The 15,062-nt window shown below is 49.8% G+C and carries 16 protein-coding genes; 15 read left to right on the top strand and 1 reads right to left on the bottom strand.

The window, feature by feature from the left end:
- The first annotated feature begins 61 nt into the window (after positions 1-61).
- The 15 genes from AWV70_RS01330 (at position 62) to AWV70_RS01260 (ending at position 14,382) form a co-directional block, all read left to right on the top strand.
- A complete protein-coding gene (locus tag AWV70_RS01330) occupies positions 62-1,048 on the top strand; it encodes an ABC transporter ATP-binding protein (RefSeq protein WP_060203790.1) in 987 nt (328 codons plus the stop codon).
- A 55-nt stretch (positions 1,049-1,103) separates the two neighbouring features.
- Positions 1,104-2,771 (top strand): peptide ABC transporter substrate-binding protein, encoded by a 1,668-nt coding sequence (locus AWV70_RS01325; RefSeq protein WP_060203582.1) that lies wholly within the window; start codon positions 1,104-1,106, stop codon positions 2,769-2,771.
- A 312-nt stretch (positions 2,772-3,083) separates the two neighbouring features.
- The gene (locus AWV70_RS01320; protein ID WP_060203580.1) at positions 3,084-4,007 is read left to right on the top strand and encodes a S66 peptidase family protein; all 924 of its coding nucleotides are present in this window, start codon (positions 3,084-3,086) and stop codon (positions 4,005-4,007) included.
- Positions 4,008-5,114: a mandelate racemase/muconate lactonizing enzyme family protein gene (locus AWV70_RS01315; protein ID WP_060203578.1), complete on the top strand. Its 1,107-nt coding sequence runs from the start codon at positions 4,008-4,010 to the stop codon at positions 5,112-5,114.
- Complete coding sequence (locus tag AWV70_RS01310) at positions 5,111-6,055, top strand: C40 family peptidase (protein ID WP_060203576.1); 945 nt, start codon at positions 5,111-5,113, stop codon at positions 6,053-6,055. Before AWV70_RS01315 ends, AWV70_RS01310 begins: the two co-directional genes overlap by 4 nt.
- Positions 6,056-7,069, top strand: a complete 1,014-nt coding sequence (locus AWV70_RS01305) for an ABC transporter ATP-binding protein (protein WP_060203573.1) — start codon at positions 6,056-6,058, stop codon at positions 7,067-7,069. It begins immediately after the preceding gene.
- Positions 7,070-7,437: 368 nt separating this feature from the next.
- A complete protein-coding gene (ureA, locus tag AWV70_RS01300; protein WP_060203571.1) occupies positions 7,438-7,740 on the top strand; it encodes an urease subunit gamma in 303 nt (100 codons plus the stop codon).
- A gap of 17 nt (positions 7,741-7,757) precedes the next feature.
- Positions 7,758-8,123, top strand: a complete 366-nt coding sequence (ureB, locus tag AWV70_RS01295) for an urease subunit beta (protein ID WP_060203569.1) — start codon at positions 7,758-7,760, stop codon at positions 8,121-8,123.
- On the top strand, positions 8,124-9,839 hold the full coding sequence (gene ureC, locus AWV70_RS01290) for an urease subunit alpha (RefSeq protein WP_060203568.1): 1,716 nt from the start codon (positions 8,124-8,126) through the stop codon (positions 9,837-9,839).
- A gap of 78 nt (positions 9,840-9,917) precedes the next feature.
- The gene (locus tag AWV70_RS01285; protein WP_060203566.1) at positions 9,918-10,364 is read left to right on the top strand and encodes an urease accessory protein UreE; all 447 of its coding nucleotides are present in this window, start codon (positions 9,918-9,920) and stop codon (positions 10,362-10,364) included.
- Positions 10,306-11,046, top strand: coding sequence for an urease accessory protein UreF (locus tag AWV70_RS01280; RefSeq protein ID WP_235588506.1), 741 nt, complete (start codon positions 10,306-10,308; stop codon positions 11,044-11,046). Before AWV70_RS01285 ends, AWV70_RS01280 begins: the two co-directional genes overlap by 59 nt.
- 18 nt (positions 11,047-11,064) lie before the next feature.
- Positions 11,065-11,694, top strand: a complete 630-nt coding sequence (ureG, locus tag AWV70_RS01275; protein ID WP_060203564.1) for an urease accessory protein UreG — start codon at positions 11,065-11,067, stop codon at positions 11,692-11,694.
- Positions 11,681-12,493: an urease accessory protein UreD gene (locus tag AWV70_RS01270; protein WP_235588505.1), complete on the top strand. Its 813-nt coding sequence runs from the start codon at positions 11,681-11,683 to the stop codon at positions 12,491-12,493. Before ureG ends, AWV70_RS01270 begins: the two co-directional genes overlap by 14 nt.
- Positions 12,494-12,626: 133 nt before the next feature.
- Complete coding sequence (locus tag AWV70_RS01265) at positions 12,627-13,103, top strand: acyl-CoA thioesterase (protein ID WP_060203559.1); 477 nt, start codon at positions 12,627-12,629, stop codon at positions 13,101-13,103.
- Between the two features lie 328 nt (positions 13,104-13,431).
- Entirely contained in the window at positions 13,432-14,382 is a 951-nt protein-coding gene (locus AWV70_RS01260; protein ID WP_060203557.1) for a hypothetical protein, read from the top strand.
- Here AWV70_RS01260 and AWV70_RS01255 read toward each other — a convergent pair.
- Positions 14,379-14,747, bottom strand: a complete 369-nt coding sequence (locus AWV70_RS01255) for a VOC family protein (RefSeq protein WP_060203555.1) — start codon at positions 14,745-14,747, stop codon at positions 14,379-14,381. The two genes, AWV70_RS01260 and AWV70_RS01255, sit on opposite strands and share 4 nt — an antisense overlap.
- Between the last annotated feature and the right edge of the window lie 315 nt (positions 14,748-15,062).

The raw sequence follows: 15,062 nt of genomic DNA, 5'->3' as shown, positions 1-15,062 counted from the left end.
CACAGCAGTCGCGCAGGAACCGGCCCGATTGCGCAAGCGCAATAAAACGTTTACGGATGTCATGCTTTCCGTCCGGGACCTGCATGTATCATTTAAGACATTCGGAGGGGAAGTACAAGCTCTTCGCGGCGTTTCATTCGATCTATACAAAGGAGAGACACTTGCCATCGTTGGAGAATCGGGCTGTGGGAAAAGTGTCACTGCGAATACAATCATGGGGCTGATACCAAAACCGGCTGGCCGTATTAAAAATGGAAATGTCCTCTTTAAAGGAAAGGATTTGACGAAGCTCGATAAATCCGAAATGAGGAAAGTGCAAGGGGTGGACATCTCGATGATCTTCCAAGATCCGATGACCGCCTTGAATCCGACGCTCAAAATCGGCGAGCAGTTGACGGAGGGGCTGCGCACACACCAAAAAGTGAGTAAAACCGAAGCCCGCCAAAAAGCGATTAAATTGCTGGAAGTGGTCGGCATTCCGAATCCTGAAGAAAGGATGAAGCAGTATCCTCATCAATTTTCAGGAGGAATGCGGCAACGGATTGTTATTGCAATCGCTTTGATCTGCGAGCCTGAACTGCTCATCGCAGACGAGCCGACGACTGCGCTGGATGTCACAATCCAGGCACAGATTCTCGAGCTGTTCGAAGAAATTCAGGAGCGGACGGGCGTTTCGATCATTCTTATCACGCATGATTTGGGGGTCGTTGCGAAGATTGCAGATCGGATCGCGGTCATGTACGCAGGAAAAGTCATTGAAATCGGTGAGAAGCGCGAGGTGTTCTATTCACCGCAGCACCCGTACACAAAAGGATTGCTTGCATCGGTTCCGCGGCTCGATCTGAAGGAAGAAGAGCTTCAGCCGATTGAAGGGACGCCGCCGGATTTATTCGCACCGCCGATAGGATGTCCATTCACGGCAAGATGCCCATTCGCCATGGAGGTTTGTGACCGCATCTATCCAGCTACGACCGGCTTATCCGCTACCCACGCTGTGGATTGCTGGCTGCAGGATGAACGGGCAAAGAAAGTTTTTGGTCACAACTAGGTTTTTCGCACGAAAGTGCTTAGCAAGTCATATATAAACAAAGGGGGTTATTGAAATGAAGAAATGGTTGACATTTTTGATGGTGGCTATGCTTGCGCTCGTTCTTGCGGCATGTACTGCAAACAAGGATGCAGGCAAGGAGCCGGAAGAACCGGCGGATACGACGTCGACGGATGAAGGAAAAGAAGAAGGCAAGACAGAGGAAGCGACTTCCGGAGAGAAAATACTCTTAATGAACAATGGGGAAGAGCCGACATCGTTCGATCCTTCCATCGGCTTCAACGCAGTATCCTGGAGCGCGCTTAACAATATTATGGAAGGTCTAACGCGCATGGATGAAGATCACAAAGCGGTCGAGGCGACAGCTGAAAAAATCGATATCTCCGATGACGGATTAACATATACATTCACAATCCGCGATAACGCGAAATGGTCGAACGGTGATCCGGTCGTAGCCGGCGATTTCGTATTCGCCTGGAAGCATATGTTGAACCCGGAAACAGCGTCACCTGCAGCATTCCTTGCCTACTTCATCGAAGGAGCGGAAGAATACAACACCGGCGAAGGCTCCGCTGATGACATCGCGATCGAAGCGCAAGATGAAAAGACGTTCGTCGTCAAATTGACGTCACCGAACGAAGCATTCTTGAATATCATCACAAATCCAAGCTTCTTCCCGATCAACGAAAAAGTGGCATCCGCAGATCCGAAGTGGCATACAGAAGCCGCAACATTCGTAGGGAATGGGCCGTTTAAATTGGCTGCATGGAGCCATGATGTCAGCTTCGAGTTTGAAAAGAACGAACATTATTGGGATGCGGGTGCAGTCAAGTTGGATAAAGTCCACTGGGCGATGGTAAACGACGATACAACTGCCTATCAAATGTACCAAGCAAATGAGTTGGATGTGACAGGTGTACCGTCGGAAATTGCAGATCAATTGAAGGATAGCGAAGAGCTTCGCATCGATGACCAAGCGGGCTTGTATTTCTATCGCTTCAACACATCGATGGAACCATTCACGAACAAAAAGATCCGTCAAGCATTCGCATTTGCGGTTGATCAAGAGGAAATCGTCAATTTTGTAACGAAGAATGGGGAGAAGCCGGCTCATGGCTTCGTCACATATGGATTTATCGGACCAGACGGGAAAGAATTCCGTGAAACGGTAGGCGACCTCGTTTCCTACAATCCGGAAACAGCGAAACAGCTTTTGGAAGAAGGAATGAAAGAGGAAGGCTATACGGAACTTCCGAAAGTGACACTTTCCTATTCAACAAGCGAATCGCATCAGAACATCGCAATTGCTCTTCAATCCAAGTTCAAGGAAGTACTAGGGGTTGACGCCGAGCTGCAAAACGTGGAAAGCGGAGTATTCCTTTCCGAGCAAAAAGAGTTCAAATACCAAATGTCCCGTTCCTCATTCCTGCATGACTATGCGGATCCTGTGAACGCGCTTGAAAGCTTTATCACTGACTCTTCCATGAACCGTACGACATGGTCGAACGCGGAATACGATAAGCTCATTGCAGACATTAAAAATGAAACGGACGAAAACAAACGTTGGGAATTGCTGATGCAGGCAGATACGCTTCTAATGGATGAAATGCCTGTATTCCCATTATACTTCTACAACTCGACATCACTTGAAAAACCGGGCGTATCCGGTATCCTGCGCCACCCTGTCGGCTATGTCGACTTGAAATACGCAGATAAGAACTAATGCACAAGTCGCGGTGTCCGTCATGGCGCCGCGACTTTCCAATTTGATGTACGCGGGAAGTCTAAATTAATTTAAACTGCTAGTCGCGCAAAATGCCTTTCGACAATTCATGAACTAGTTGCGGGCATTATGCGCGTTTCGAAGGATTTATGCGCGAATCCGGCGATTTATGAACCAATTCAAGGATTTATGCACGAAAAACGAAATTTATGCGTGTTTGAACGTCGTTATGCGTGATTCCAGCTACTTATGCGTTTTTGGATGAAATTATGCGTGCTAATTATGATTTTTGATTGAAAGAGGTGTAGGAGATTGAGAATACGACCGAAAAGGCTTCAAAAGGGGGATACGATCGGAATCGTCGCGCCGTCGAGCCCGCCGAATCAAGAAAACCTGGAGCGTTCCCTCGCTTTTCTGGAACAGCTCGGCTTGAAATGGAAATTCGGGCAACATGTGAAAAGCGTCAATGGCTATTTAGCAGGGACGGATGATGAACGGCTGCAGGACTTGGAAGATATGTTCGAGGATCCGTCCATCAGTGGCATTATTTGTGCGGGAGGAGGTTACGGCTCCGCACGCTACACGGATCGGTTGGATTTGCAGCTGATCCGGGAAAATCCGAAAGTGTTTTGGGGATTCAGCGACATCACATTCCTCCATACCGCCATGGGTCTTTACTCGAATCTCGTTACCTTCCATGGTCCGATGCTCGCTTCATGCGTCGGCAAAGATACATTCCATGAGCTGTCTGCAAAAATGTTCCAGCAACTATTCGAACCGATGGAGCTTCACTATACAGACGACATTTCCCCGTTGACATCCCTTGCCGGGGGCAGTGCGCAAGGTGAGATTGTCGGCGGCAACTTGTCGCTGCTTGCGGACACGATCGGGACGAAATTTGAGATTGATACGAAGGATAAGCTGCTCTTTATCGAAGATGTTGGCGAGGAGCCGTACCGGGTCGATGGGATGCTGAACCAGCTGCGAATGGCTGGGAAACTTGCAGATGCAGCGGGCATCGTCATCGGGGATTTCTCGGAAGTTGAGCCGAAGAAACAACAGAGGACCTTGTCGTTGGATGACGTGTTCCATCATTATTTGGGTGGCTTGGGGAAGCCGGTTGTGGAGGGCTTCAAGATAGGCCACTGCGAGCCGCATTTCGCGATTCCGCTAGGGGTCGATGCAAAGCTGGACGCAGATCATAAGACATTGACGATATTGCCGGGGGTGGAATGAATGCGGATTCAAGCAATCGAAACAATTCCAGTCGCTGTTCCGTTGACGAAACCGTTTAAAACGGCGTTGCGGACAGTGACGACGGCCTATGCTATCTATGTGAAAGTGACGACTGACGACGGGCGTGCAGGTTGGGGGGAATCGCCTCCGACTCACGTCATCACAGGCGATTCGCTCGGCAGCATTACATACGCGATTGAAGAGGTGATTGCGCCACTTTTGGTAGGGCTGGATGTCCGGAATCGCGAGGAAGTCTTCCATCTGCTGAAACGGTCAATCGTCCGCAATACAAGCGCCAAGGCTGCAGTAGACATGGCTATCCATGATCTGCTTGGCCAGTTGGCGGGATTGCCGCTGTATCAATTGCTTGGTGGATTCCGCGAGAAAATCGAAACCGACTTCACGGTGAGTGTCAATGATGCAGTTGAAATGGCGGATGACGCAGAGCGTTATATTGCTGACGGCTTCAACGTGTTGAAAGTGAAAGTCGGCATCGGGGATATTGGCGAGGATATCGCACGTATCCAGGCGATCCGGGAAAGGGTCGGTTCGACGCCGAAAATCCGGCTGGACGCGAACCAAGGATGGAAACCGAAAGAAGCGGTTTTCGCAATTGGCAAGATGGAGGATGCAGGGCTCGATATCGAATTGATTGAACAGCCGGTGGCGGCGGATGATGTCGACGGTCTTGCGTATGTGACGAATCATACGCTTACGCCAATCATGGCGGATGAAAGTGTGTTTTCCGCGAAGGATGCGCTCCGAGCTTTGCAATTGCGGGCGGCGGATTTGATTAATATTAAGCTTATGAAATCAGGCGGCATCCATGAGGCATTGAAGATCAATGCATTGGCTGAAATGTATGGTGTTGAATGTATGGTCGGCAGCATGATCGAGACGAAGCTTGGAATTACGGCTGCAGCCCATTTGGCGGCAAGCCAGCCGAACATTACGAGATTCGATTTCGATGCGCCACTTATGTTGGCAGAGGATATTGTCGCCGGAGGAATTGTCTATGAGGGAAGGGTCATCCGGCTGCCTGAAGGACCAGGCCTTGGATTGGATCAGGAAGCGATGGGATTAATCAGGAAGGTGGAAGGACAATGAACGAGTTGACAGTGAATATGTATACGTGCGCAGTACCAGTCGCGACGGTGTGGACTTCTCCGGAATCCGCACGCGAGATGGATGCCGATGGTGTTTCCAATCCGCTCCACCTGAATAAATGGCTGGAGAAGCTCGCTTATGAGGAACGGCTCGACCTTTGCAATGGAAACCGTGTACAGACACAACTATTATACGGCGAACCGGTCATCGTCGACGAAATTGCCGGTGAGTGGGCGAAAGTCATTGCGGTATGGCAACCGTCAAAGAAGGATGAAAGGGGCTACCCGGGATGGATGCCGTTGCGCCAATTGAAAAAGGCGTCTCCGTTAGCGGAGGCCGGTGGATTCGTGAGAGTGGCAGTCGGGAAATCGCAATTATGGAATACGGATGGGATGCCGCTCATCATTGTACCGTTTAATACGATTATGCCGTTGACTGATGAAAGTGAAGACCATTTCCAAGTGGAGACGCCGGACGGAGAGGCATTGGTGTTGAAAACGGATATTGTGCGGGCGCCATCTGTTCATCAATTTAAAAAGCGGAATGCGTCCGCCGCTGTCGAAGAGGGGCTCGCCTATTTGGATCTCCCGTATTTCTGGGGCGGTATGTCCTCGTACGGTTTTGATTGCTCGGGATTCACATACAATATGCTGAAGGCTTGCGGGCATTTCATTCCACGGGATGCAGGCGATCAGGCGAAGAGCGGCGTGGAAGTGCCGGTGGATAAGCCGGAACGATGGGAAAAAGGGGATCTGTTATTTTTCGCGAATGATGAAGGGAAAGGCAATGTCCGGCACGTCGGGTTTTATTATGGAAATAGGTTGCTTCTGCATTCACCATCGACCGGGCAATCGATCGAGCTATTGAAGCTTGAGGGTTCGAAGCTGGAACGGGAATTGTGCGCAGTCCGCCGGTACGGCGACGATGAAGGGGGAGATTGAATGGCAGGAGATGTGATTTTATCCGTAAAGGATTTGAAACGCCATTTTGACGTAGGCAAAGGGATGAAGCTGAAGGCGGTCGATGGCATCAGCTTCGACATCTTAAGAGGAGAGACGTTCGGGCTTGTCGGTGAATCGGGCTGCGGAAAATCGACTGCAGGACGGACGATTCTGGGCCTATACAATAAAACGGACGGCGAGGTGCTGTACGAAGGTCGCAGCGTCCATACGATGACCGACAACGAACGGCAGCGTTTCCTGAAGAAGATGCAGATGATCTTCCAGGATCCGTATGCTTCGTTGAATCCCCGTTCGACTGTATACGAGATCGTCGCCGAGCCGATGCAGATCCACGGCATGTATAAGACGCAGGCGGAAATGCGTGCACGTGTCAATGAATTGCTTGAAGACGTCGGTCTGAACCGTGATCACGCCAACCGTTATCCGCATGAATTTTCCGGCGGTCAACGGCAACGTATCGGCATCGCCCGATCGTTAGCACTCGATCCGGAATTCATCATCGCGGATGAACCGATATCCGCGCTCGACGTGTCCGTGCAGGCGCAAGTCGTCAAGCTGCTTCAGCGTCTCCAACGGGAGAAGGGTTTGACGTATTTGTTCATCGCCCATGATCTGTCGATGGTCAAATACATTTCCAGTCGGATTGGCGTCATGTATTTGGGGCATATGGTGGAGCTTACGACGAGCGCGCAGCTGTATGATAAGCCGTTGCATCCTTATACGGAAGCACTGTTGTCGGCAATTCCGATTCCGGATCCGGATATTGAGGAATCGCGGGAAAGGATTCTTTTGCAAGGTGAGCTGCCGAGCCCAATCAATCCGCCGTCCGGATGTGTTTTTCGGACACGCTGTCCATATGCGATGCCGGTCTGCAGTGAGCTGAAGCCGAAATGGCTTGAAAAGGAAGAGGGTCATTTCGTCGCCTGCCACTTGCATGATGAGGAAGTGATGAAGCGGTCGGATGCGGTAAAGGTTCCAGTAGGGTCGTCCTGATTTGATCAGGGCGATTTTTTTATAGCCGTGAACTGGCAATCTTCCTTCATAAGGTGCCGCGATTCGAGATGAATGCGGGATTCTGTATGGCGCTGCATCCGACAACGACGCGATTAACACGAGAAGGTGTCTGCATTCTGAATATGTTGCCAAGCGATTTCGCATATCTTATAATAGTGTAGTTGTAATCCCTCAATTCCCTCTTTCGACCTGCATCGCGCCAGGTCCCAATCTATCGGGCGTCTGCCCATAATTGCATGTTCTTGCATCACTAGAAAATCGAAAAAATTGAATAGAATTAGTAGACGGAGTAGAATACTGTCTATAGTTGTCTAAAATGTCTGATTAAATGTCGGGGGTGTTTTTCATTGAAGTTATCACCAGTTGAACAGGAAAAATTAATGTTGCATGTGGCAGGTGAGCTTGCGTTGAAACGGAAGGCTCGCGGGGTAAAGTTGAATTACCCTGAGGCTGTTGCTCTTCTTTGTCATTTCATTATGGAAGGTGCGCGTGACGGAAAATCTGTCGGGCAGCTGATGAGTGAAGGGAAGAAAGTGCTGACGGTGGACGATGTGATGGAAGGTGTCGGCGATATGGTGAAAGATGTGCAAATCGAGTGCACGTTTCCGGACGGGACCAAACTGGTCACAGTTCATCACCCAATTCAATAATAGAGGGGGTTTTTCGTTTGAAACCAGGAGAGATCAAACCGGCTGAAGGATGGATTGAAATCAATGTGGGACGTGATACGAAGACAGTGACGGTTGCGAATACAGGCGACCGTCCGATTCAAGTCGGGTCTCATTTCCATTTCATTGAAGTGAATAAATTTCTTGAATTCGATCGTGAGCAGGCGGTCGGGATGCATTTGAATATTCCTTCCGGGACAGCGGTGCGTTTTGAGCCGGGCGAGGAGAAGGAAGTGGAACTTGTCGAGTTTGGCGGAAGGCGCCATGTGTTCGGTTTGAATCAATTGACGGAAGGTTCCACTCATAAAAAAGACGAAATTGTCGAGAAGGCGTCGGATGGCGGATTTAAAGGAGCTGACAGTTAAGTGAAAATTACTCACGAACAATATGCAAGGATGTTCGGCCCGACTGTGGGCGACAAGGTCCGTTTGGCGGATACTGATTTATGGATTGAAATTGAAAAGGATTACACGACATATGGAGATGAGGGCATTTTTGGCGGCGGGAAATCCCTTCGCGTTTCGATGGGCCAGAACGGTGAAAAGACTTCCGAAGACGGCGTGTTGGATACGGTTATTACGAATGCGACAATCATTGATCACACAGGGATCGTGAAGGCGGATATCGGAATCAAGAACGGAAGAATCGCCGGCATCGGCAAGGCGGGGAATCCGAATACGATGGACGGCGTCGATCAAGGGATGATCATCGGTGTCGGTACGGAAGTATATGCGGGTGAAGGTTTGATTGCGACAGCGGGTGCGATTGACACGCATATCCACCTTATCAGCCCACAGCAGGTGGACGTGGCACTAAATGCCGGTACGACGACATTCATCGGCGGCGGAACAGGCCCAGCGGCAGGTTCCACTGCGACGACGGTGACGCCAGGGAAATGGCATTTGCATCGGATGCTTCAGCAAATTGAAGATATTCCGTTGAATATCGGTATATTCGGTAAAGGAAGCTCTGCTTTCCCGGCGCCTCTCGTTGAGCAGATCCGGGCGGGTGCAATCGGTATGAAAATCCATGAGGACTGGGGGGCGACTCCGTCCGCATTGGACCAAAGCTTGACGATTGCGGATGAATATGACGTGCAGATCGCCTTGCACTCCGATACGTTGAATGAGGCTGGATTCGTCGAAGATACGATCAATGCGATCAATGGACGTGTCATCCACGTGTTCCATACGGAAGGAGCGGGCGGGGGCCATGCGCCGGACCAGTTGAAGATGGCATCATTGCCGAATGTATTGCCTGCGTCGACGAACCCGACGAAACCGTTCACGGTGAATACGATCGATGAGCATATGGACATGCTCATGGTGTGTCACCATTTGAAGCGCGATGTGGCGGAAGACGTTGCTTTCGCGGATTCACGTATCCGTCCAGAGACGATTGCTGCTGAGGATATTATGCAGGACCTTGGAATCTTGAGCATTATGTCATCAGACTCCCAGGCGATGGGCCGGGTTGGAGAAGTGGCGATCCGGACGTGGCAGACTGCGGATAAGATGAAGAAGCAGCGCGGTCCGCTCCCGCAGGATGAAGGAAAGGGCCATGACAATTACCGGGTCAAGCGTTATATCTCAAAATATACGATTAACCCTGCAATCGCCCAAGGGATTTCGCACGAAGTCGGTTCGATTGAGGACGGGAAATTAGCGGATATCGTTTTATGGGATCCGGCATTTTTTGGCGTGAAAGCACAAGTTGTTATTAAAGGCGGAATTGCCGTGTACGCGATGACGGGCGACCCGAACGCTTCGATTCCGACGCCACAGCCGTTGATGGGCCGCCGGATGTACGGCTATCATGGACAAGGCCCTCAGAATGCCGCGATGACTTTCCTGCCGAAAATTGCTGTGGAAGAAGGACTTCCGGAACAGCTCGGGCTGAAGAAGATGATCGGAACGGTGCAAAATTGCCGCAACGTGTCGAAGGCTGATATGAAACATAATAGTGAAATGCCGGTCATCGATGTCGATCCGGAGTCATACGAAGTGAAGATTGACGGCGAACTAGCAACGTGCGAACCGGTCGACGTTCTACCGATGGCACAAAGGTACTTTTTATTCTAAAGCGAAGGGTGCCTAGTACCCGGAGTCTGAAAGTTATTCTAATAAAACCATAGTCTTTGCAGAGAAGGAGAATGCAAGATGCTAATTGAAAAAATCATAGGCAATATCGGTGATACAGAAGAAATTCCAGGGAAGCGCATCGAATGGGTCGAACTGGAATGGGAAGAATTAAGCAAGCGGATTTTGCGGACAGAGACGACAGAAGGAACGGATGTCGCATTGCGCATCGATCAGGAAGAGCCGTTGCAATACGGTGATTTATTGTTCGAAGACGACGAGCGATGCATCGTGATCCGAACGAAAATGGAACCGGTCATCGTCATCCGTCCGAAAGATATGGTCGAAATGGGCAAGACCGCATTCGAGCTTGGCAATCGCCATACTCCTGCATTAATCGAAAAAGATGAAATTGTAGTTCGTGCGGATCACACATTGGCACCATTATTGGATGAGGTGGGTGTGGACTATGAAACAACTGAACGCAGATTCAAACAACCTTTCAAATACCGCGGCCATTCCCACTGATATACAGTTTCTGAGGTTGCTTCAAATCCACGATTCGGCATTCCCAATCGGCACGTATACGCAATCATACGGGATGGAGACATATATCCAGGAGGATGCAATCCGAACGAAGGATGAGTTGATTGCTTTCTGTTCAACCTTTCTACATCAGAATCTCGTGTATGGCGATGCGATTCTCATTCAGGAAGCGCATAAGGCAGCGGAAAATCGTGATCCCAATCGGCTGCTTCATTTGGAAAACCTTTGCGGCGCCATTAAACTCGCGAAGGAATCCCGAGATGCGAGCGTGAATTTAGGCAGGCAGTTCATCCGGACAATTTCCCCGCTCGTCGAGGATGCTTTTTTCGACGAGTGGAAAAACCGGATCAACGCGAATGAAATCAAAGGGCATTATGCGATTCTGTACGGTATTTATTGCGCTGTCAATGATATCGATGCGCATTATTCAGTCCTTTCTTATTTATTTTCTTCGGTGAACGGGCTTGTCCAGAACGCCGTGCGTGCAGTGCCGTTCGGGCAAAATGCAGGTGTGCAGGCGATGCATCAGCTGGCGGAAGAGGTCGTTGTGGCTGCTGGAATTGTTGCCGGTTTGACGGAAGTGGACATTAGCAACAATGCGCTAGGCGTCGAGCTTGCGTCAATGAAGCACGAGTATTTATTCTCAAGATTATTTATTTCATGACAGGAGGCGTTTCTATATATGAAACCAGTACGTATTGGCATCGGGGGTCCGGTCGGATCGGGCAAGACATCGCTCGTCGACGCGTTGACTCGCGCAATGCATGAAGACTATAATGTTGCAGTTATTACGAATGATATATATACACGTGAGGATGCCCAATTCCTAATGAATCACGGAGTGTTGGATGAAAATAGGATCATCGGGGTAGAGACTGGCGGATGTCCGCATACGGCAATCCGTGAAGATGCTTCTATGAACTTTGCGGCAATCGATGAGTTTAAGGAACGTTTCAAGGACCTTGACATCGTTTTTGTCGAAAGCGGCGGCGATAACCTCTCGGCGACATTCAGCCCTGAGCTTGTGGACGGGTATATTTACGTGATCGACGTTGCGGAAGGACAGGATATTCCGAGAAAAGGCGGTCCAGCTTTGACAAGATCCGATCTTTTGCTGGTCAATAAAACAGACCTTGCACCGCATGTCGGCGTCGATCTTGAAGTGTACGAGAGCGACGTGAAGAAGATGAGAGGCGGCCGTCCTTACGTCCTTGCGGATGTCCGGACACGTAAAAATGTCGACCAGATCGTCAATTGGATCAAACGGAATATGTTGCTGGAAGGCGCGGGAACGACAAGTGCTGGCGAGTAAAGTGGCACGTAGACACCATAACGGTGTGCTGGATATGGTGTTTGAGCCGAGAAGAGGCTTTACCCGGATGCCGCATGTGTTCCAGCAGCCTCCTTTGAAGGCGAGCCGCGAGCTCTACGAAGGCAATGACCCCACGGCGACGGTGTATGTGATGGAGTCGTCGGGCGGCATGGTGGCGGGCGACCGCAATGACATTTCAATCCGCCTGTTGCCGGGAAGCAAGGCGCGTATCATCCAGCAATCGGCATTGAAGGTGTACAAGTCGCATACAGGTGAAACTTGCGTGCAGTCGATCGATGTGGAAGTTGCGGAAAAGGCGCGACTTGATTGGATGCCGGAAGTGATCATCCCATTCGCCGATTCTAAGTTCCAGATGGAAACGACGATCCGTCTGGAAAAAAGCGCCACCTTTCTGTGGGGTGAAATCATCGCTCCAGGCAGGGAAATGCGCGGGGAGGTATTCGATTTCTCTTCATTGAAATCAATGATGAAGATTTATGTCGAAGGGGAGCTGCTCGCTTTCGACAGCCTACATTTCGTCCCTGAGAATCTGCATCTCAATGGACTTGGTTTACTTGAAGAGGCATTGTATGTCGGCTCCATTTGGCTCGTTTCAGAGAAAGCGGATGAAATCGATCTGCGGGCAATCCAAGAAGCGATGAAGGTCGGGGACGGATTGCGTGCAGGCATAACAAGGCTTTCGGGAAATGCGGTACATTGCCGTTTTCTTGGTGTCAATCAATGGAGACTTCAGCAAGAAATGAAGCGCGTATTTTCCGAATTGGCAGCACTCATATAAGAATCATGGAAATATGGAGAATTTCTGCTCTTTTCATTCATAAATCCAATTCCCTTACGATATTCGATTAGGCTTGTAGAACCAATTGGAGAGTGGGTATACTGGCAAAGAGTATGGAAAGGGAGATGGAACAATGGAGCAACGACCGATGAGTCAATCACGCACAATTATTTCAAAGCTTGTATTGCCGCCGGACACGAACCACATGCAGACGATTTTTGGTGGGAAGGTCCTGGCGTACATAGATGAAATTGCTGCCATTACGGCGATGAAGCATTCGAACAAGGCGGCTGCCGTCACAGCCTCCATCGATTCGGTCGACTTCCTATCGTCCGCGAAGGTCGGGGATGTACTCGAACTCGAAGCGGTCGTCAGTTCGACGGGCCGCACGTCGATGGAAGTGTTCGTCTCGGTGCATTCGATGGATCTGTTGACAGGCGAAAAAAAGCTGACGACGGAATCATTCCTGACGATGGTCGCGATGGATGAAAACAACAAACCGACACCGGTCCCGGGCGTCTACCCGGAAACCGAAGCGGAAAAACGGTTATTTGAAACAGGCCCTGCTCGCCGGAATCACCGGAAGCTGCGCAGGGAAATCAAGCATTGAAGGAAAGCCGCCTGGCAAGGGCGGCTTTTTGCATGGGGAAATGAAAATCGAATCGCGGAGATCTTTTCATACATGGATTTGCCGTTCGCGATAAATGCTTTTGACAGATTAAGGGGTTGAACTATGGGGCTTGCCGAAGGGCGTTGGCGGTTATGCTCATCTCGGGGCTTTTGGCCTGCCACATCCACAGTTCGTCTTTAGTATGTCAAAGGCATTAGGCGCGAGAATCAGCTTACTTGCAGGTAAAGTCTTACCGCGTTAAGCCATCAGCTTATTTTGTTGAAACTTCTAACTGCTTTTTCCGTATAAAAGGAAAGGGGTGAGCGCGATGAGAGCGGATATTCATGAACGGCAAATGGAGCTGACGATGCTCCGGAATGAGCGAAATCGAGTGAAGCGCAGGCTCGATGGAGCGGAGAGCCAATACAAGGAGGCGGTCCAATTGCGTGACCGTCTTCACCGGCAGCTGTCGAAGGAGCAGCAGGATGTCGTGAAGTTAGGCAAGTTTTCATTTGCGAATAAAATCAAAGAGTGGACGGGCAAATGGGATGAGCAGATGGAAAAGGAAATCAATGAAGTCGCAGAAGCTGAGCTGAAATACAATGAAGCCGAAAAGACGGTGACAGACTTGGCAGCCGAAGTCGGGCGGCTGCGCACTGGGATGAATCGGGAAGAATTTATCTACATCGAAGAGGATTGGGCGGACTTTTTGAAGGAGAAAGAGGCGTGGATCCGGCAAAATGATACGGCGGCAAATGGGACGCTACAGAAAATTGCCGATGACCGGGTGCGTGTCCGGTCGTTAGTGAGGGAAATCGACGAGGCGTATGAAGCGGGGGATAAAGCGAAACGAACGCTGGACGCTGCACTCGACAAACTTGGCAATGCGGAAGGGCTTTCGATGTGGGACACGTTTTTAGGCGGCGGGCTCATCGTTTCTGCAATGAAGTATTCGGAAATGAACAGCTCGGACGATCTAGTTCACCGCGCACAACGGGCTCTTCGCCATTATGAGACAGAATTGATGGATGTCCAAAATGCGGCAACGGAATCATTCAATGTGAATCATAATGACTTTTTTACATTTACGGATATTTTCTTCGATAACATCTTCTCCGACTGGGCGGTTCATTCGCGGATTACGGACGCGAAGAGCAAGTTGAACACCGTACTCCACGACGTCCGCCGCGTACAGGATCAGTTGCGGCGGAAACGAGATGAAGCAATGGAAGAATTGAGTCGGCTGGACCAGCAGGAGAAGGATATTATTGTGTCTTAATCAAATTCCAAAAACTCGATCCGATTGCCGAATGGGTCGTGAGTGAAGAAACGGGCCCGTCCTGCAATCGGCGGTTCTTCTGAAATTTCATATCTAGCAGCTTTCAATCGGGATTTCAATTGTTCAAGCGCACGTACGGTAAAGCCGGGGTGCGCTTTTTTGGCGGGCGTGAAATCGGCCTGGACACCGATATGGACCTCCTGCGCCCCGCATTGGAACCAGCAGCCACCACGCGCTTGCAAGTTCTCCGGCTTTGGAATTTCCTTCATTCCAAGAAGCTCGCCATAAAATTCACGTGCCTGTTCCTCTGAGTGAGGAGGTGCCGCGATTTGGATATGGTCGATGCCGGTGAGAAATTGAGTCATAATCATTCGCCCCTTTTCTATTGTTATCTCTAGTGTAGATGAGTTGGAAAGGAGAAGCTATGACGGGATATGAAACGATAAGTATAAGGTTATCTTATGGGTAACGAGTTATATGATAAGTACGGGCAATGGAATAATCTTGGCAAACTAGAGGGAGCTCTTTATCTATTGAATATGGAAACTTATCTATTGAATAGTGGAAGTTATCTATTGAATCAGAAGTGTTATCTATTGAATAGCAGGAGTTATCTATTGAATAAGAAATCTTATCACCAAAAAGGGACTTACGAATCATTTCAGACGACTTACACAAAT

The organism is Sporosarcina koreensis (genome assembly GCF_001531445.1).
GTDB classification, from domain to species: Bacteria; Bacillota; Bacilli; order Bacillales_A; family Planococcaceae; genus Sporosarcina; species Sporosarcina koreensis_C.
The sequence above is the reverse complement of the archived record's forward strand: the minus strand, read 5'-3'. Positions and strand labels throughout refer to the sequence as shown.